This is a genomic window from Pseudomonas gingeri (assembly GCF_013386165.1).
GTDB classification, from domain to species: domain Bacteria; phylum Pseudomonadota; class Gammaproteobacteria; order Pseudomonadales; family Pseudomonadaceae; genus Aquipseudomonas; species Aquipseudomonas gingeri_C.
The window spans coordinates 23,035-41,969 of sequence record NZ_JACAOS010000019.1; the positions used below are offsets into that span (position 1 = coordinate 23,035).

16 protein-coding genes are annotated in these 18,935 nt (G+C 62.5%); 10 read left to right on the top strand and 6 right to left on the bottom strand.

Features of this window, described 5'->3' with window-relative positions:
• Nucleotides 1-77 precede the first annotated feature (77 nt).
• The 8 genes from HX866_RS24575 to HX866_RS24610 all read left to right on the top strand — a co-directional run bounded on the left by HX866_RS24575 (nucleotide 78) and on the right by HX866_RS24610 (nucleotide 8,973).
• Nucleotides 78-845 (top strand): TerC family protein, encoded by a 768-nt coding sequence (locus HX866_RS24575; protein WP_177140567.1) that lies wholly within the window; start codon nucleotides 78-80, stop codon nucleotides 843-845.
• A 270-nt stretch (nucleotides 846-1,115) separates the two neighbouring features.
• Nucleotides 1,116-2,774 (top strand): Na/Pi cotransporter family protein, encoded by a 1,659-nt coding sequence (locus tag HX866_RS24580; protein WP_177140568.1) that lies wholly within the window; start codon nucleotides 1,116-1,118, stop codon nucleotides 2,772-2,774.
• A 55-nt stretch (nucleotides 2,775-2,829) separates the two neighbouring features.
• Nucleotides 2,830-4,200: a M16 family metallopeptidase gene (locus HX866_RS24585; protein WP_177140569.1), complete on the top strand. Its 1,371-nt coding sequence runs from the start codon at nucleotides 2,830-2,832 to the stop codon at nucleotides 4,198-4,200.
• A gap of 175 nt (nucleotides 4,201-4,375) precedes the next feature.
• Entirely contained in the window at nucleotides 4,376-5,392 is a 1,017-nt protein-coding gene (locus HX866_RS24590; protein ID WP_177140570.1) for a DUF5924 family protein, read from the top strand.
• A gap of 78 nt (nucleotides 5,393-5,470) precedes the next feature.
• Entirely contained in the window at nucleotides 5,471-6,604 is a 1,134-nt protein-coding gene (locus HX866_RS24595) for an ABC transporter permease (RefSeq protein ID WP_177093761.1), read from the top strand.
• A complete protein-coding gene (locus tag HX866_RS24600; RefSeq protein ID WP_121135781.1) occupies nucleotides 6,601-7,404 on the top strand; it encodes an ABC transporter ATP-binding protein in 804 nt (267 codons plus the stop codon). Before HX866_RS24595 ends, HX866_RS24600 begins: the two co-directional genes overlap by 4 nt.
• Nucleotide 7,405: 1 nt before the next feature.
• A complete protein-coding gene (locus HX866_RS24605) occupies nucleotides 7,406-8,344 on the top strand; it encodes an MlaD family protein (RefSeq protein ID WP_177140571.1) in 939 nt (312 codons plus the stop codon).
• Nucleotides 8,341-8,973: an ABC-type transport auxiliary lipoprotein family protein gene (locus tag HX866_RS24610; RefSeq protein ID WP_177093763.1), complete on the top strand. Its 633-nt coding sequence runs from the start codon at nucleotides 8,341-8,343 to the stop codon at nucleotides 8,971-8,973. Before HX866_RS24605 ends, HX866_RS24610 begins: the two co-directional genes overlap by 4 nt.
• Nucleotides 8,974-9,113: 140 nt before the next feature.
• Here HX866_RS24610 and HX866_RS24615 read toward each other — a convergent pair whose 3' ends face one another.
• The 4 genes from HX866_RS24615 to HX866_RS24630 form a co-directional block, all read right to left on the bottom strand.
• Nucleotides 9,114-10,343, bottom strand: coding sequence for a nucleoside recognition domain-containing protein (locus HX866_RS24615; protein WP_177093764.1), 1,230 nt, complete (start codon nucleotides 10,341-10,343; stop codon nucleotides 9,114-9,116).
• Nucleotides 10,344-10,466: 123 nt separating this feature from the next.
• Nucleotides 10,467-11,765 (bottom strand): glutamate/aspartate:proton symporter GltP, encoded by a 1,299-nt coding sequence (gene gltP / locus HX866_RS24620; protein ID WP_177093765.1) that lies wholly within the window; start codon nucleotides 11,763-11,765, stop codon nucleotides 10,467-10,469.
• A 527-nt stretch (nucleotides 11,766-12,292) separates the two neighbouring features.
• Nucleotides 12,293-12,457 (bottom strand): DUF1328 domain-containing protein, encoded by a 165-nt coding sequence (locus tag HX866_RS24625; protein ID WP_177093766.1) that lies wholly within the window; start codon nucleotides 12,455-12,457, stop codon nucleotides 12,293-12,295.
• A 90-nt stretch (nucleotides 12,458-12,547) separates the two neighbouring features.
• Nucleotides 12,548-12,829 carry a hypothetical protein gene (locus HX866_RS24630; protein ID WP_177093767.1) on the bottom strand — a complete coding sequence of 94 codons (282 nt, stop codon included), beginning with the start codon at nucleotides 12,827-12,829 and terminating at the stop codon, nucleotides 12,548-12,550.
• Nucleotides 12,830-13,278: 449 nt separating this feature from the next.
• On the opposite strand from HX866_RS24630, the gene algB reads away from it, so the two are divergent.
• Nucleotides 13,279-14,625, top strand: coding sequence for a sigma-54-dependent response regulator transcription factor AlgB (gene algB, locus HX866_RS24635; RefSeq protein ID WP_177093768.1), 1,347 nt, complete (start codon nucleotides 13,279-13,281; stop codon nucleotides 14,623-14,625).
• Nucleotides 14,626-14,635: 10 nt separating this feature from the next.
• Nucleotides 14,636-16,414, top strand: coding sequence for an ATP-binding protein (locus tag HX866_RS24640; RefSeq protein WP_177140572.1), 1,779 nt, complete (start codon nucleotides 14,636-14,638; stop codon nucleotides 16,412-16,414).
• A gap of 11 nt (nucleotides 16,415-16,425) precedes the next feature.
• Here HX866_RS24640 and HX866_RS24645 read toward each other — a convergent pair whose 3' ends face one another.
• Nucleotides 16,426-18,039 (bottom strand): EAL domain-containing protein, encoded by a 1,614-nt coding sequence (locus HX866_RS24645; protein ID WP_177140573.1) that lies wholly within the window; start codon nucleotides 18,037-18,039, stop codon nucleotides 16,426-16,428.
• A 76-nt stretch (nucleotides 18,040-18,115) separates the two neighbouring features.
• Complete coding sequence (locus HX866_RS24650) at nucleotides 18,116-18,895, bottom strand: N-acetylmuramoyl-L-alanine amidase (RefSeq protein WP_177140574.1); 780 nt, start codon at nucleotides 18,893-18,895, stop codon at nucleotides 18,116-18,118.
• Between the last annotated feature and the right edge of the window lie 40 nt (nucleotides 18,896-18,935).

Sequence of the window (18,935 nt, forward strand, 5' to 3'; positions counted from 1 at the left end):
TGCCGTATCGGCGCACAGTCTTCAGAAACTGAAGCCTGGCGCCGATACGGCTCCAACACTCGTACAAAGGAATAGATATGGATTGGCTGACCAACCCGGAAATCTGGGTGGCCTTTTTCACCCTGACCGCCCTGGAGATTGTCCTGGGCATCGACAACATCATCATGATCTCGATCCTGGTCAGTCGCATGCCCCGGCCTATGCAACAGCGCACGCGGATCTTCGGCCTGGCCCTGGCGATGGTCACCCGGATCTTGCTGCTGCTGTCCATCACCTGGGTCATGCGCCTGACCGACGACCTGTTCGTGGTCTTTGGCCAGGGTATCTCCGGGCGTGACTTGATCCTGTTCTTCGGTGGCCTGTTCCTGCTGTGGAAAAGCTCCCAGGAGATCTATCACGGCATGGAAGGCGAGGAAGAAGTAGGCGACGGGCCGAAAGGCAAGGGCGGCAACTTCCTCTACACCATCATCCAGATCGCCATTATCGACATCGTGTTCTCCCTCGACTCGGTGATTACCGCCGTGGGCATGGTCTCCTATGTACCGGTGATGATCGCCGCGATCGTGGTGGCGGTGCTGGTGATGATGCTGGCGTCGAAGACCATCGGCGACTTCATCGACAAGCACCCGTCGCTGAAGATGCTCGCGCTGTCATTCCTGATCGTGGTCGGTACCGTGCTGATCGCCGAAGCCTTCGACGTGCATGTGCCCAAAGGCTACGTCTACTTCGCCATGGCGTTCTCCCTGGCGGTGGAAGCGATCAACATCAAGATGCGCACGGCGATGCAGAAAAAGAAGCAGGAACAGCAAGCCGGGGAACAACACGAGGATGTGACGGGTCAATAACCCCAAGCACATGTAGGAGCGAGCTTGCTCGCGATGGCGGCCACGACGTCACCGCCAGCCTGTCGGCTGATCGCGAGCAAGCTCGCTCCTACAGGGGCAGTGGGGAAACATGAAAATGTGACATTTTTGTTTCAGGACAGACGCAAGCCATGCGATGCTGGCGCTCGGCCAAATAGCCAACTACAGCTTAGGGACAAGTCGTAGAAAAAAGGCGAACCGTCATAATCCGAACTTGCCCCCATGGGGCACCGTCATGCCAGGGGGCCGTCCATGCTGACCCTGCTCAATCTGCTTTCCGCCGTGACCCTGCTGATCTGGGGCACGCATATCGTCCGTACCGGCATCTTGCGGGTCTACGGTTCACACCTGCGCCACGTCATCGGCCGCAACATGTCCAAGCGTCCACTGGCGTTCCTCGCCGGGATCCTGGTCACGGCCATGGTGCAGAGCAGTAACGCCACCGCCATGCTGGTGACATCCTTCGTCGGCCAGGGCCTGATGGCCCTGACTCCGGCCCTGGCAATCATGCTCGGCGCCGATGTCGGGACCGCGCTGATGGCCCGGGTGCTGACCTTCGACCTGTCCTGGCTGTCGCCGCTGCTGATCTTCCTCGGGGTGATCTTTTTCCTCTCGCGCAAGCAGACCCGCGCCGGCCAGCTCGGCCGCGTCGGCATCGGCCTGGGGCTGATCATCCTCGCCCTGCAACTGATCGTCGAAGCCGCCGCGCCCATTACCCACGCCCAAGGGGTGAAGGTGGTGTTCGCCTCCCTGACCGGCGATATCCTCCTCGATGCCCTGATCGGCGCGCTGTTCGCGATGGTGTCCTACTCAAGCCTCGCCGCCGTGCTGCTGACCGCGACCCTGGCCGGCGCCGACGTGATCAGCCTGCCGGTCGCCATCGGCCTGGTGATCGGCGCGAACATCGGCAGCGGCGTGCTGGCCTTCCTCAGCACCAGCATGCAGAACGCCGCCGGCCGCCAGGTGGCCCTCGGCAGCCTGCTGTACAAGCTGATCGGCCTGCTGCTGATCATCCCGGCGCTGAGCCCATTGGCCCACTGGTTCGACGGCCTGGAGTACAGCCCCCAGGAAATAGTCATCGGCTTCCACCTGCTCTACAACACGATACGCTGCGTGCTGCTGCTGCCCAGCGTCGGCCCGATGGCGCGAGTCTGTGCCTGGCTGCTGCCGGAGCAGCCCGAGGTCAATGGCAAGGCCAAACCTCGCCACCTCGACCCCGCCGCCCTCGACACCCCCAGCCTGGCGCTGTCCAACGCCGTGCGCGAAACCCTGCGCATCGGTGACCTGATCGACAGCATGCTCGACGCCATGCTCAATGCCCTCAACGGCAAGCAGACCGCCGTGGCCATCGAAATACGCCGCCTCAGCGACGACGTCGAGGTGCTCGGCAGCGCGGTCAAACTCTATCTGGCGCAAATGCCCCGGGAAGACCTCAGTGAGCAGGACAGCCGGCGCTGGGCGGAAACCATCGAGCTGGCGGTCAACCTGAAGCTGGCCGCCGACCTGATCGAGCAGATGCTGCGCAAGGTGCAACGGCAGAAGACCTCGCAACGCCGCTCGTTTTCCGAGGACGGCCTGGAGGAGTTGGCCGGGCTACAACGGCAACTGATCGACAACCTGCGCCTGGGCCTCACGGTGTTCCTCGGCGCCGATCCGCAGAACGCCCGGCAACTGCTGCGGGAAAAACGTCGTTTCCGCGCCCAGGAACGGCGCCTGGCCCACGCCCACGTCAGCCGTTTGCAGCGCGGAGTGGTGCAGAGCCTGGAAACCAGCTCGCTGCACCTGGAGCTGATTGCCGACATGAAACGCCTGAATTCGTTATTCTGCGGCAGCGCCTATGCGGTGCTGGAAACCGCCGAGACCGGAGCCCTGGCCGTGGAAGATCTCGACGACATCAGCCAATCGTCTTGAACGTCCACGGTTGCCCCGTTGTCTTTGCGTAGGACCCTGCCTTCGGAAAATGGTTATGCGTTGCCTGCTGTTCGCCTGTCTGTTGCTCAATACCCTGCACGCCGCTGCCCTCGATCGTTTCCAGGTCGAGGGCTATCAATTGCCCAACGGCCTGCAGCTGCTGCTCAAACCCGGCAGCGAACGCGGCCATGTGGCGATCCGTCTGGTGGTGGGCGTCGGTTTCGACGACTTTTCATGCGCCGACAAGGAACTGCCGCACCTGCTCGAACACCTGTTGTTCAGTGGCGTCGACGCCAGCGGCGAAGGCGGCCTGGAAGAACGCATGCAAGCCCTGGGCGGCGAGTGGAACGCCTTTACCAGCAACGCCGACACCACCTTTGTGATCGAGGCCCCGGCCGCGAACCAGCGCAAGATCCTCGACCTGCTGCTGGAGATCATCACCCGAACCCAACTCACCGACAGCGCCATCACCGCCGCCAAGCAGGTGGTGGAGCGCGAGGAGGGCGGCCATTATTCGCACTTGCAACGCTGGCTGGACAACCAGGACCTCGGCCACGGCGCCAGCAAGCAGTTGGCGGTGGAGCTGGGGCTCAAATGCGCCGAGCGCGCCGATGTCCAGCACCTGACCCGCGAACAGTTGGAGGCCGTGCGCAAGAACTGGTACGCGCCAAACAACATGACCCTGATCATGGTCGGCGAGCTTGATCGCCTGCTCCCGGCGTACCTGGACCGGGCCTTCGGCGCACTGGAGCCGATCGAACCCAATGACCACCTGCCGCTGCCGGAAATCCATGACCAGGCCGCCGCCGCGCAACGCGAGCTGCCGCGAGGCTGGGTCGGTAACGGGGCGAAAATCCACTGGTTATTCCCGGAGCCGGTAGTGGAGGGTATGCCCGACGAAACCTTCGACCTGCTCAAGGATTATCTGGACTGGGCGCTGTATCGGCACTTGCGCCTGGACCACAGCCTCTCCTATGGGCCATGGAGCGAACGCGAAGTGCTCGGCGGCGTCGGCTTTTTCAGCGTTAACGCCGATGTCGAGCGCGACAACCTGGACGAGGCCCGGCAGGTGCTGGAGCAGCTCACGACCCAGCTGCTGAAGGACGGGCTCGACCCGGCGACATTCGCCCGCCTGCAACAGGCCGCCATCGCCCGCCAGGCCTGGGCGGTGCAGGGCAACAGCGCTCTGGCCGATTACTACTGGGGAGCCTTGGGCGATTATGAGAACGGCCATTTTGCCGACCCGGCCCAGGCCCTGCGGGCGGTGACGCTGGAAGAGGCCAACCGGGCGCTGCATCAGTTGTTCAGCCAGCCGGGATACGTGCGGATCGAGAAGCCGCTGTTCAGTGAAGAACAGCTGATGGGGCTGGGCGCCGCCCTGGTGGGGTTGGTGCTGCTGGGCGGGTGGATTCGTCGTCGACGGTAAACCGCGTTATCGTTCATCGCGAGCAAGCTTGCTCCTACAGTACGGTGTGAAAGCCAATTCTGCACACGACACAAATCCTCGATTGCTCGCGATCGAGGACATCGGCAACACGACTAATCGCGCCTGAAACGGTATTGTGTCGCGATATTTCAACCGCCCGACTGTGAACCGCCGAATGCCGAACTGGACCCTGCACATCCAACGCCTCCTCGCACTGATGAAGCGTTATCCAGGGGTGATCGCGGCCTTCGGTTTCTGCTCCGGTATCGGCAGTTTCATCCTGGTCGATCGCCAGCAGAGCATGGCCAGCTGGGTCGCGGTAGTCCTGCTGGTGAGCTGGATCTGGTTGATGATGGAGAACGTCTTCACGCAATTTTTCAGCCGGGTGTTCAAGCGCGATATCCCCGAGCCGTTGCTGCGTTATGCGACGCAGATGATCCACCAGGAAAGCCTGTCCTTCGTCCTGCCGTTCTTTTTCATTACCACCACCTGGAACAGCGGCCAGCTGGTCTTCACCGGGCTGCTCGGCGCGGCGGCGCTGGTCTCGATCATCGACCCGCTGTACTACGACTGGGTTTCGCCCAAGCGCTGGCTACTGCTGGGGCTGCATACCCTGACCCTGTTCGCCGCGCTGCTCACCGCGCTGCCGATCATTCTGCACCTGACCACCGCCCAGAGTTACCAGCTGGCCCTGGGCACCGCCCTGCTGTTGTCGATCCCGAGCCTGGCGGTGAGCCTGCCACTGCGCAGTTGGCACGGTTGGCTGATGCTGATCGGCGTGACCCTGGCGATCGGCAGCGCCGGCTGGTTCCTGCGTTCGTGGGTACCGCCGGCGACCTTGTGGATGAGCGCCGTCGCGGTCAGCACCGAGTTGCAAGACCGCACGCCGGGCGAAGGCCTGGACGAAGTCACCACCAGCCAGGTGCGCAAGGATGGTCTCTACGCCTACACCGCGATCAATGCACCACGGGGACTGGACGAGCGGATCTACCATGTCTGGCAGTTCAACGGTCAGGAGGTCGACCGTATCGCCCTGGATATCCATGGTGGGCGCAAGGAAGGTTATCGCGCCTGGTCCCACAAGCAGAACTTCCCCGCCGACCCCACTGGCAAGTGGCAAGTACGGGTCCTTACCGAGGACGGCCAGATGCTCGGCGTGCTGCGCTTCGAGGTGAAGGACGCGCCTCACTAGAGATCGGGGGCAAGATCGTGCTATTACAGTCGCCAGTATCAATGTCTGCTAGGCACGGAGCTTTCAATCATTAGCGCAATGGCCGGTACCGCCCACCTGGACACCTCAAGCAGTCCTGCGCGCCTGCGGATCAGTGGTGACTGGACGCTGGCCCATTACGCCAACCTGAAACAGCGCGCCGCCCAGTTGCTTGGCCAATACGACGCCAGCACCAACATCGACCTCAATGACCTCGGCGCCCTCGATACCGCCGGTGCGTCACTGCTGGTGGAGCTGCTCGGCGCCGAACGCCTGAGCCGCTCGGCCGAACATCCGGACTGCCGCATCAGTGCCGCCGACCGCGCCCTGTTGCAGACCGTGTACTGCTCGCTGGCAGATTTCTGCGAACCGCTGCGCGAACCCGAAGAAGCGGCTGGCATCCAGGTGCTGGCGCGCATCGGCCGGGCCGTCGATACCGTCTGGCAGGACACCCTGCAACTGCTGGGCTTTATCGGCCTGATCATCGAAACCCTGGCCCGGGGGATTTTCAACCCCCGGCGCTGGCGCATCACCCCGACCGTCGCCCATATCGAACAGACCGGCCTCGACGCCGCCCCCATCGTCGCCCTGCTGACCTTCCTGGTGGGCGCCGTGGTGGCGTTTCTCGGCGCCACGGTACTGAAAAGCTTTGGCGCCAGTATCTTTACCGTCGACCTGGTGGCGTTTTCCTTCCTGCGTGAGTTCGGCGTGCTGCTCACCGCCATCCTCATGGCCGGGCGCACCGCCAGCGCCTTCACCGCGCAGATCGGCTCGATGAAGGCCAACGAAGAGATCGACGCCATTCGTACCCTGGGCCTGGACCCCATGGAATTGCTGGTGCTGCCCCGGGTCCTGGCCCTGCTGATCGCCCTGCCGATGCTGACCTTCCTCGCCATGCTCTGCGGGATTGTCGGCGGCGGCGTGGTCTGCGCCGTGGCCCTGGGGATCTCGCCGGCGATGTTCCTGTCGCTGTTGCAGGCCGATATCGGCGTCCAGCATTTCCTCGTCGGCATGGTCAAGGCACCGGTCTTCGCCTTCCTGATCGCCGCCGTCGGCTGCCTGGAAGGTTTCAAGGTCAGCGGCAGCGCCGAGTCAGTCGGTGCCCACACCACCTCCAGCGTGGTCCAGTCGATCTTTATCGTGATCGTGCTCGATGCCGTTGCCGCGCTGTTCTTCATGGAGATGGGCTGGTGAGTCGACCGTCACGGGCGCCGAGCGAGGCGGTGATCGAAGTGCGCGGGCTGTGCAATCGCTTCGGCAGCCAGAGCGTCCACGAAAACCTCGACCTGGACCTCTATCGCGGCGAAATCCTCGCCGTGGTCGGTGGTTCCGGCAGCGGCAAGTCGGTGCTGCTGCGCAGCATCGTCGGCCTGCGCAAACCCAGTGAGGGCAGCGTCCGGGTGTTCGGTCAGGACTTGCGCAGCCTCTCGGAACAGGCCCGTTCCCAGGTCGAGCGGCGTTTCGGCGTGCTGTTTCAGAAAGGCGCGCTGTTTTCCTCGCTGACGGTCACCGAGAACGTCGCCCTGCCGTTGATCGAACACGCCGGCCTCAGTCGGCGCGATGCCGAGCACCTGGCGGCGGTCAAGCTGGCCCTGGCCGGCCTGCCGCTGTCGGCCGCCAACAAATACCCAGCGTCGCTGTCCGGCGGCATGATCAAGCGTGCCGCCCTGGCCCGTGCCCTGGCCCTGGACCCGGACATCCTGTTTCTCGACGAACCCACCGCCGGCCTCGACCCCATCGGCGCGGCGGCCTTCGACCAACTGATCCTGACCCTGCGCGATGCCCTGGGCCTGAGCGTGTTCCTAGTCACCCACGATCTCGACACCCTCTACACCATCACCGACCGGGTCGCGGTGCTGGCACAGAAAAAGGTATTGGTGGCCGATGCCATCGACCGGGTCGCCGACACCGACGACCCGTGGATTCACGAATACTTCCATGGCCCGCGTGGCCGCGCCGCATTTGACGCGGTAACCCCGCACAAGGAGGGATGAGATGGAAACCCGTGCCCATCATGTGATGATCGGCCTGTTCAGTGTGCTGGTGGTCGTGGCCGCGTTGCTGTTCGGCCTGTGGCTGGCCAAGTCCAGTGTCGACACCGCGTTCAAGGACTATGAGGTGGTGTTCAATGAGGCGGTCAGCGGCCTGTCCAAGGGCAGCCCGGTGCAGTACAGCGGGATCAAGGTCGGTGACGTGCTGCAACTGAGCCTCGACCCGAAAGACCCACGCCGCGTGCTGGCGCGCATCCGTCTGACCGGCGACACGCCGATCAAGGAAGACACCCGGGCCAAGCTGGCCCTGACCGGGATCACCGGCACCTCGTTGATCCAGCTCAGCGACGGCACGCCGCAGAGTCCCGAGCTCAAGGGCAAGGACGGCAACCTGCCGCAGATCATCGCTTCACCATCGCCGATCTCGCGCCTGCTCAACGACAGCAACGACCTGATGAGCGGGATCAATCTGCTGCTGCACAACGCCAACGAAATGTTCTCGCAGAAAAATGTCGGTCAGGTCAGCCAGACCCTGGAAAACCTCCAGCAGGCCACCGGGGCCATTGCCGGCCAACGTGACGATATCCGCCAGACCCTGAAGCAGATGACCCAGGTCAGCAAGCAGGTGAGCGCCACCCTGGAACAGACCACCGCGCTGATGCGCAACGCCAATGGCCTGCTCGACAACCAGGGCAAGCAAGCCTTCGGCAGCGCCGAACGGGCCATGCAATCCCTGGAGCTGAGCACCGCGACTCTCAATACCCTGCTGAGCAACAACCAGGATTCGCTCAACAGTGGCTTGCAGGGCATGAATGAACTGGCCCCGACGATCCGCGAACTGCGTGACACCCTCAGTTCCCTGCGCACCATCTCCAAGCGCCTGGACGCCAACCCCAGCGGCTACTTGCTGGGCCGTGACAAGAACAAGGAATTCACCCCATGAGGCGTACCCCTCGTGTATTGAGCCAGTTGACCCTGGTTGTCGGCCTGGCCTTGAGCAGTGCCTGCTCGATCCTGCCCCAGGCCGACCCGGCGGATGTCTATCGCCTGCCGACGGCGCAGAACAGCATTCCGGCGCCCAACAGCCTGCCGGTCAACTGGTCGTTGCGCATTGCCAAGCCGATTGCCAGTGACGCCTTGAACAGCCCGAGTATCGCCGTGGTGCCCCAGGGCGACCTGATCAGCCACTACAAGGCCTCACGCTGGAGCGATCCGGCGCCGGTGCTGCTGCGCAACCGGATCCTCGATGCCTTCCAGCGCGACGGTCGGGTCCGGCTGCTGAGCACCGACGACAGCAACCTGCAGGCGGATTTCGAACTGGGGGGCGAGTTGCAGGCGTTCCAGACCGAATACCGGGGGCAGGGGGCTGAAGTGGTGATCCGCTTCGATGCGCGGATGGTCCGCGCCATTGACCAGCGGATCCTCGCCAGCCGGCGCTTTGAAGTGCGCCAGCCGATCAGTGACAAGCAAGTGCCCGGCGTGGTCGCGGGCTTCGGCCAGGCCGGCGACAAGCTGATGACGCAGATGATCGACTGGGCGGTGCGGCAAGGCGAGGCTTCGGCGAAACGCTGAAGGCCTTATCGCTGGCAAGCCAGCTCCTACAGGGTTCCGGGCTTGGCGATAGGTGGCGGCGAGACACCGACCTGTGGGAGCTGGCTTGCCGGCGATGGCGGCGGTGAATCTTGCATCGCAACCACCGGCAAGCGCAGGTTTCAGCCGAAGAACCAGTAGCAGACCCCGATTGCCGCCACGACACCTGCCAATTCCGCCAGCAAGGCGCAGCCCACCGCGTGGCGCGCCCGCTGGATATTCACCGCACCGAAATACACCGCCAACACATAGAAGGTGGTTTCGGTGCTGCCCTGGATAGTCGCCGCCACCAGCGCCGGGAAGCTGTCCACGCCCTGGGTCTTCATGGTTTCGATCAGCATGGCCCGCGCCGCACTGCCCGAGAATGGCTTGACCATCGCCGTTGGCAAGGCATCGACGAAGCGCGTGTCCCAACCGGCCCACTGCACCAGGTGACGAATGCCGTCGAGGCCAAAATCCAGTGCCCCGGAAGCCCGCAACACACCAATCGCACAGAGCATCGCCACCAGGTACGGCAGCAGGTTCTTGGCGACATCGAAGCCCTCTTTCGCCCCTTCGACAAAGGCCTCGTAGACCTTCACCTTGCGCAACGCACCAATGACCAGGAACAGCATGATCAGGCCGAACAACGTCAGGTTGCCGAGAATCGACGACAGGTTGGCCAACGCCGCAGCCGACAACCCGGCCAGCACGGCCATGAATCCGCCCAGCATCAACGCGCCGGGAATCAGGTAGGCCAGCACCACCGGGTCCCACAGGCGCAGGCGCTGCATCACCGCCACCGACAGCAGGCCGACCAGGCTCGAAGCGCAGGTGGCCAGGAGGATCGGCAAAAACACCAGGGTCGGGTCCACCGCGCCTTGCTGGGCGCGGTACATGAAGATGGTCACCGGCAACAGGGTCAGGGACGAGGCGTTGAGCACCAGGAACAGAATCTGCGCATTACTCGCCACGGTCTGGCTCGGGTTGAGCTCCTGCAGGGAGCGCATGGCCTTGAGGCCGATGGGCGTGGCGGCGTTATCCAGGCCCAGGGCGTTGGCGGCGAAGTTCAGGGTGATCAGGCCGATGGCCGGGTGACCGCGCGGCACCTCCGGCATCAGGCGGCTGAACAACGGGCCCAGGGCCTTGGCCAGCCAGTCGACGATCCCGGCCTTTTCGGCGATCCGCAGAAAGCCAAGCCAGAGGGTCAGGGTGCCGAACAGCAGCACCATCACATCCACCGACAGCTTGGCCATGGCGAAGATGCTTTCCACCATCGCGGCAAAGATCGCGTGATTGCCAGCCACCAGCCACTGAGCCAGCGCCGAAACGGTCGCCACCACGAAAAAGCCAAGCCACAGGCCATTGAGCATCGGGAAAACTCCTTGAAGATGCGGCGAATGATAGCGGTCGGGCCAGAAACAACAAACCCCGGAAAGTCCGGGGTTTGTCTGGAGTAGCGATCAGCCTTTGGAAGCTTCGCCCGTCGGCAGCGGTTACTTGCTGCGCCAGTGCGGCAAGGAGTTCCAGTAGCGCTCACCCTTGGCATCGTCGTACAGGCCTTCCCAGCGGGAAATCACCAGCACGGCCAGGGCGTTGCCGATCACGTTCAGGGCGGTACGCGCCATGTCCATGATCCGATCGACACCGGCGATAAAGGCCAGGCCTTCCAGCGGAATGCCGACGCTGCCCAGGGTCGCCAGCAAGACCACGAAGGACACGCCCGGCACCCCGGCGATCCCCTTGGAGGTCACCATCAGGGTCAGCACCAGGAGCAACTGCTGGCTGATGGACAGATCGATGCCGTAGAGCTGGGCAATGAAGATCGCCGCGATGCTCTGGTACAGGGTCGAACCGTCGAGGTTGAAGGAGTAGCCGGTCGGCACCACGAAGCTGCAAATGGCTTTCGGCGCGCCATAGGCTTCCATCTTCTCGATCACCCGTGGCAACACGGTTTCGGAACTGGCGGTGGAGTAGGCCAGCACCAGTTCTTCCTTGAAGATGCGCATCAGCTTGATCACCGAGAAGCCGAACAGACGGGCTACCAGGCCAAGCACGGCAAAGGCGAAGAACAGGATGGCGGCGTAGACCAGCAGCACCAGCTTGGCCAGCGGCAGCAAGGACGCGAAGCCGAAACTGGCGACGGTCACCGCGATCAGGGCGAATACACCGATCGGCGCGTAGTTCATGATCATGTGGGTGACCTTGAACATGCTTTCCGAGACGCCCTGGAACATCTTCACCAGCGGGTCGCGCAACTCGGCTTGCAAGCTCGACAGGCCCAGGCCGAAGAGCACCGAGAAGAAGATGATCGGCAGCATTTCACCGCGAGCCATGGCGGCAAAGATATTGGAAGGAATCAGGTTGAGGATGGTTTCGATAAACGCATGCTCATGCTGCACTTCCGCGGCGGTAGCCTTGTACTTGGAGATATCCACCGTGCCCAGGGTGCTCATGTCGATGCCCGAGCCCGGGTGGAACACGTTGGCCAGCAACAGGCCGACCACAATGGCGATGGTGGTGACGATCTCGAAGTAGACGATGGTCTTGAGGCCGATACGCCCCAGCTTCTTGGCGTCGCCGACGCCGGCAATACCGACCACCAGCGAGGAAATGACAATCGGGATGACGATCATCTTGATCAGGCGGATAAAGATATCGCCTGCCGGTTGCAGGACGTTGCCGATCCACCAGGCCTTCTCGGCGCTGAAATGGTTGAGCAGCGCGCCCACGGTGATCCCCAGTACCAGACCGATAAGGATCTGCCAGGCGAGGCTGAGCTTTGCCTTCTTCATGTCGTTACCCTTGCTTCAAGTGGAGTCGGACAGAAGCCCTCACCGTTGCGCTTGCGCAGCCCCGGAAGCGGCACCTGTCCCCCATGGAAGGTCATCGCCCACCAGCCTGATGGCTTTTTGGCAGGCGAAAAAAGGCGCAACTATTCCCATGCAAGGGGGGGACGTCTAATGCCGTAAACGCCTACCCCATGCCGAATCGGCATGACATTTGTTTAACAATACGACCGTTTCGCCCCGGTTAAACAGGCCATTTCAGCCGGAAACCGTGCCGTAGACCGGCCATTACAGAGCATTTTTCCCTCTGTGCCCCAAGACTGAATCAAGGTCAGACAAGTAAGAAAATCCTACAAATTCAATCAAAAATGGGGGAAAACAGAGAGGGTATTTCTAGACGTACGGTCGCATCGGAAAAATGCACCCGCTAAAAATGCCACTTAATGTCGGAACGACATAGGGTTAAAGCAGCAAACGTCTATAGGGCAATGGCAGGAGCGGCCGCCCGACAGCCGGGCGGCGGTGGCTCAAGGTCAACCTCGACCGCGGCGTCCGAACAGGAAGGAAGCCACGAACATCACCAGGAATACGACAAAGAGGATCTTGGCGATACCGGTGGCGGTACCAGCGATGCCACCAAAGCCCAATACCGCAGCGACAATGGCAATGATCAGGAATGTGACTGCCCAGCTCAACATGGTGATTCTCCTCAACTTATACGTTTTGGGTGCAGCCTTTACTGCCCCGGGTACTGCGCCCGGGCTGCCGTCCGACAGCCCGGCTCTTGCCTAGAACACCCAACGCTGCTGAAACGGTTCGTCAGGCACCTGGGCTTGATCGACCGACGTCAGGCGGTAGGAGGTGGGGTCGCTGATGCTGGCACCGAGCGCACTGAAATGAGTCTGTTGCAGGCTATGCGCGGGCAGGCGCTGGACCTGGGCACTGGCCTGGTTCCAGCGTTGAAATTGCTGGCCGGCAATCAGCGTGACCAGTAACGCCAGCACCGCAAACAATCCTTGTTGCAGGCGCAGTGGCGAGAGATGGAGATGGGCGGCACGTGGGCGATTCATCCTGAAACTCCTCCGAGACAATGATGCGTGTTCCAGGGCCGGGAGAGATAAACGAGGCCGATCACTGGAAACGCTCTTGGGAGGAACGTTGCAGCCTGCATGCCAGCTTTTTTATTGATAAAACATCAATAAAATCAAATAGTTAAAAAATATCTCAAATTGATCAGGCAGCATCCTGCACGATGCTCGTCATACAGTCGTGCGTATTGCACGATGTCTCCGTAGGAAATGACCTAAATTCAAGAATAAATAGTCAGGAAATCAGTAGGAATTAGCTGAGAAGCCAACTGTCGGAAGGAAAGAGCCTAAAAAATTCCTCAAATCAGCGGGTTAGCAATCAGCGGCTGAGACCGTTACCCTGCTTGTTATCAGGTCAATCAGAAGCAGCTCTCTAACGTGCCGGATATTTCCGGAACAGACTGGAAACTTTTACTAAAGGAGCATGGGAGATGGAGTCAGCCACGGAACATCAAGGCCGTATTCTGCTGGTAGATGATGAATCCGCCATCCTTCGCACCTTTCGCTACTGCCTGGAAGACGAGGGCTACACCGTCGCCACGGCGAACAGCGCGGCCCAGGCCGACACCCTGTTGCAGCGCCAGGTCTTCGACCTGTGCTTCCTCGACCTGCGCCTCGGCGAGGACAACGGCCTCGATGTCCTGGCCCAGATGCGCATCCAGGCGCCCTGGATGCGCGTGGTGATCGTCACGGCCCACTCCGCCGTGGACACCGCAGTAGACGCCATCCAGGCCGGTGCCGCCGATTACCTGGTCAAACCCTGCAGCCCCGACCAATTGCGCCTGGCCACGGCCAAGCAGCTGGAAGTACGGCAGCTGTCCGCCCGCCTCGAAGCCCTCGAAGGCGAAGTCCGCCAGCCCAAGGACGGCCTCGACTCCCACAGCCCATCGATGATGGCCGTGCTGGAAACCGCCCGACAGGTGGCCGGTACCGATGCGAATATCCTGATCCTGGGCGAATCCGGTACCGGCAAGGGCGAACTGGCCCGTGCCATCCACGGCTGGAGCAAGCGGGCGAAGAAATCCTGCGTGACCATCAACTGCCCGTCGCTGACCGCCGAGCTGATGGAGAGCGAGCTGTTCGGCCACAGCCGCGGGGCCTTCACCGGGGCCAGCGAAAGCACCCTGGGCCGTGTCAACCAGGCCGATGGCGGGACCCTGTTCCTCGACGAGATCGGTGACTTCCCGCTGACCCTGCAACCCAAGCTGCTGCGTTTTATCCAGGACAAGGAATACGAGCGCGTGGGCGATCCGGTGACCCGGCGAGCCGATGTGCGGATTCTCGCCGCCACCAACCTCAACCTTGAAGACATGGTCCGCGACGGGCGTTTTCGCGAGGACCTGCTGTACCGCCTGAACGTCATTACCCTGCACCTGCCGCCCCTGCGCGAACGCAGTGAAGACATCCTGATGCTCGCCGACCGTTTCCTCGCCCGCTTCGTCAAGGAGTACGCGCGGCCGGCGCGCGGCTTCGGCGATGAAGCCCGCGAAGCCCTGCTCAACTACCGTTGGCCGGGCAATATCCGCGAACTGCGCAACGTGGTCGAACGCGCGAGCATCATCTGTCCCCAGGAGCGCGTGGAGATCAGTCACCTGGGCATGGCCGAACAACCGACCAACAGTACACCGCGCATCGGTGCCGCGCTGAGCCTGGACGAAATGGAAAAAGCCCATATCGGCGCCGTGCTGGCCACCAGCGATACCCTCGACCAGGCCGCCAAGACACTGGGCATCGACGCCTCGACGCTGTACCGCAAACGCAAACAGTACAACCTGTGAGTAGCCCACCATGAAACTCGCGATGAAGCTGCGCACCCGGCTCTTCCTGAGTATCTCGGCGCTGATCACCGTCGCCTTGCTGGGCCTGATGCTGGGCCTGGTCAGTGTGATGCAGATGGCCAAGACCCAGGAGTCGCTGATCAGCGACAACTTCATCACCCTGGACCTGGGCCTCAAGCTGCGCCAGAGCCTGGGCGACCAGTTGCTCCTGATGCTCAGTGACAAGCCGGACCAGGCCGCCCTCGAGGCCTCTCGCGAACACTACCTGCAACTGCTCCACGAAGGTATCGAACATGAGCAGGGCAACGACGTGCGCAGCGGCTTCGCCCAGGCGCGGATCGACTACGAAAAATTCTTCCAGGCCTTTACCCGTTCACGCAACGGCAGCGGCAGCACCGAGGAGCTCACCAGCAGCTTCAATGTCCTGCGTAACGGCCTGATCGCCGAGCACAAGCAGGCGCTGGACAACATCAGCTCCACGCAAAGCGATGCCCGCGAGCGGGCGCTGCTGGTGGCCGGGCTACTGGGGTTTGTCGGGCTGGCGGTGCTGATCATCGGCTTTATCACCGCCCACGGCATCGCCCGGCGTTTCGGCGCGCCCATCGAAGCCCTGGCCGAGGCGGCGGATCATATCGGCCAAGGCAACTTCGACGTCACCCTGCCGATTTCCCCGGCGGCCGAGATGAACCTGCTGACCCGGCGCTTCGGCCTCATGGCCGAGGCCCTGCGCCAGCATCAGGCAACCAACATCGACGAATTGCTCGCCGGCCAGCAACGTTTGCAGGCCGTGCTCGACAGCATCGACGACGGTCTGCTGATGATCGACCGCGCAGGCCGCCTGGAGCACCTCAATCCGGTGGCGCAACGGCAATTGGGCTGGGACGGCGACCGCCTCGGCCAAGGCCTGGGCGAGGCCCTGAAACGGCCCGAACTGGACGAACAACTGCAATTGATCCTGCGCGGGGCCAGCTTGGAGCGGGCACCGGAAGACCTCGAGATCGAGGTGGAAGGCGAGTCCCGCTTGCTGACCTACAGCCTGACCCCGGTCAGTCACACCGAGGGGCATATTCTCGGCGCGGTGATGGTCCTCCACGACGTCACCGAACAGCGCGCCTTCGAACGGGTACGCAGCGAGTTCGTCTTGCGAGCTTCCCACGAACTACGCACGCCGGTCACCGGCATGCACATGGCTTTCGGCCTGTTGCAGGAGCGCGTGCATTTCGACAGTGAATCCCGGGAAGCCGACCTGTTGAACACGGTCAACGAAGAAATGCAGCGGCTGATGCAATTGATCAACGACCTGCTGAATTTCTCCCGTTACCAGAACGGCCTGCAGAAACTGACCCTGGTGCCCTGCGACATCGAATCACTGCTCCAAGCCTGCCGCCTGCGTTATGCCGAACAGGCCCTGACCCAGGGCATCGACCTGCAGGTGGAGCTGCAGCCGCCCTTGCCGCGCCTGCCAGCCGATCAACCGCAACTGGAACGCGTGCTCGACAACCTGCTGGACAATGCCCTGCGCCACACCGCCCGGGGCGGGCAGATTCGCTTGCAGGCACGGCGCCATGGCGAGCGGGTCATCATCAGTGTCGAGGACAACGGTGAGGGCATTGCCTACGGACAACAGGGACGGATCTTCGAACCCTTCGTCCAGGTTGGCCGCAAGAAAGGCGGCGCCGGCCTGGGCCTGGCCCTGTGCAAGGAGATCGTGCAGTTGCACAGCGGGCGCATGGGCGTGTATTCGCGGCCGGGGCAGGGCACGCAGTTCTACATGGCGCTGCCGCTCTAGGGCTTCAGGCCCTAGGCTTCGTCATCCAGGCGACGGGAAGCCAGGCGTCGACCGCGGGTGATCAATTCGACGAACTGCACCGCCGTCAACGCCTGGGCGAACAGCCAGCCCTGACCGTAATTCACGCCCTCGCTGCTGAGCAACAACGCCTGGTGCTCGTACTCGATGCCCTCGGCGATCACCCGTAGGTGCAACGCATGGGCCATGCGAATGATATGCGGCGCCACACCACTGCTGGCGGCGTCATGGCCCAGGGCATCGATAAAGGACTTGTCGATCTTCAGGCAGTCCACCGGCAAGGTCTGCAGGTAGGCCAGGCTGCAATAGCCGGTGCCGAAGTCGTCGATCAACACCTGATGGCCGACATTGCGCAGGGCCTGCAAATTGTCCCGGGCCACCACCACGTCGATCAGCCCGCGTTCGGTGACTTCGAAGGCAATCTGCCGGGCACTGACCCGGTGCGCGTGCAACAGGTCGGCAATCACCTCACCGATGCGCGGCACCATCACATCGCAGGCCGCCAGGTTCACCGAGATGTACAACTGCGGATTGGCCCGCAGCAGTTGACCCAGCTGGTCCAGCAGCCGTTGCAGGACAAAGTCGGTGATCTGGCGGATCTGCCCGGTGTTTTCCGCCAAGGGGATGAACAGGTCGGGGCTGGTCAGCGTGCCGTCCGGCCGGCGCCAGCGGATCAAGGCTTCGGCCCCCACGCAATGGCGACTGCCGAGGTCGAAAATCGGTTGATACAAGACCTGGAACTCACCGCGCCGCAACGCGCCTTGCAGTTCGCCGTTGAGTGACTGGCGCTGGCGAGCCAGTTGCAAGGTCAGGCCACCGATGCAGAAAGCAATCAACAGGCTCACCGAGAGCAGCCACCACCACAGCGGGTCGATCGGCAACGACATGGCCGCCCGCGGCGCGACCATCACCAACTGGTATTCCGGGGTGCGGGTGGGCATGCGATAGATCAATTCATTCGGCGTGATCACCAGCGCGTCGCGCGTTGTCGCTGACCAGCCGGGAGGCGGCCAGATCTGCGCCGGCCCCAGCACCGGGATCGCCCGTCGCCCCCGGTCGACCACCACCAGCAGGCTGGCCCCCGGCGGCAGCTCCACCACATCGCTCAAATGCCCACGGGAGGTAGACACACGGAAATGACCACGGCCCAGCATCAGCGCCGCCAGGTTGTCATTGGGTTGGGCCGAGGTATTGAGCCAATAGCTGTAGGTCGGTCCGCGGATATCCGCCACCCGCGAGGTGACGTGGGCATCCTGGCTGGGCCAGTTGGAACAGGACTGGGTCGCGTCTACATAGAAGGTTTCGTAGATAAAGCGGTAGTTGAAGCTCAACTGCTGCAAGGTGTCGATCATGGCCGGGCTACAGTCCCGCAAGGGCTGGGCCTCCAATTGGTCGAGCCCCTCGCGCAGTTGCCCGAACAACTGTTCCAGGCGCTCCAGGAAACGTTGCCCCTGGGCATTCATCTGCTCGCTTTCGTGTTGCCTGACCTGGTGTATCACCACCCCCAGGCTACCGGCCAACAACAAGGCGGCACTGAGCAGAGCCGCCAGCAATGCCAGTGACCAGGGACGATGGAACCAGGAGCGCAACGTCTGGCGAGCCGGCATCAACGAATATCCTAAGACTTACCAATGAGTTATAGCAACAGATTGGGAAGTCGGCGCTGACCGTCCGGCGGTGACGTTATTTTGACCGATTGAGCACCTGGAGGATCGCCGCACTTTGCGCATCCGGCAGGCCGTCGAAGCGGGCCGGGCGGAAGTGCATCTGGAAGGCCGCCAGGACATGGCGCGTGGCAACATCCAGCTCACCGGTTTGCGGCGTGGTATAGCCCAAGAGCTGGAGCTGCTGCTGGAACCAGAGGGTGCTCGGCAGTTGCGCGGCGTAGGTTGCTTGCAACCGAGCGACCGCCTGCTCGTCGGGCCAGACACCCAGGCCTTCTGCCGCCAGGCGCTTCCAGGGCATCAGCGGTCCCGGGTCCTGCTTGCGCAGCGGCGCGATATCGCTGTGGCCGATCACATTGCGTGGCTCGATGTGATTGCGTTTGACGATGTCCTTGAGCAACACCACCAACGCCTGGATCTGCGCTTCGCTGTAGGGATACCAGACGCGCCCGTCAGGAGTATCACGGAAACCCGGATTGACGATTTCGATGCCAATGGAGCTGGAGTTCAACCAGGTACGTCCCAACCACTCGCTTTCCCCGGCGTGCCAGGCGCGCTGGCTCTCGTCCACCAGCTTGTAGACGGTGGCACGATTGTCGTCGCCGATCAGGTAATGGCTGCTGACCTGGCCATGGGTCAGCAATCTCAGCGAGTTTTCCATGTTCGCCGAGGTGTAGTGCAGGATCACGAACTGCACGCGGTTGTCGTAGTTGACCGAAGGGTGGCTGGTGTCCATTCGCGGACCGCTGGCGCAGCCCGCCAGCAGCAGGATCGAGAGAAGCAGAGGGAGCAATTTCATGGCGGCGGCAACAAGCAAAGACAGTATCGTCACAGCATAA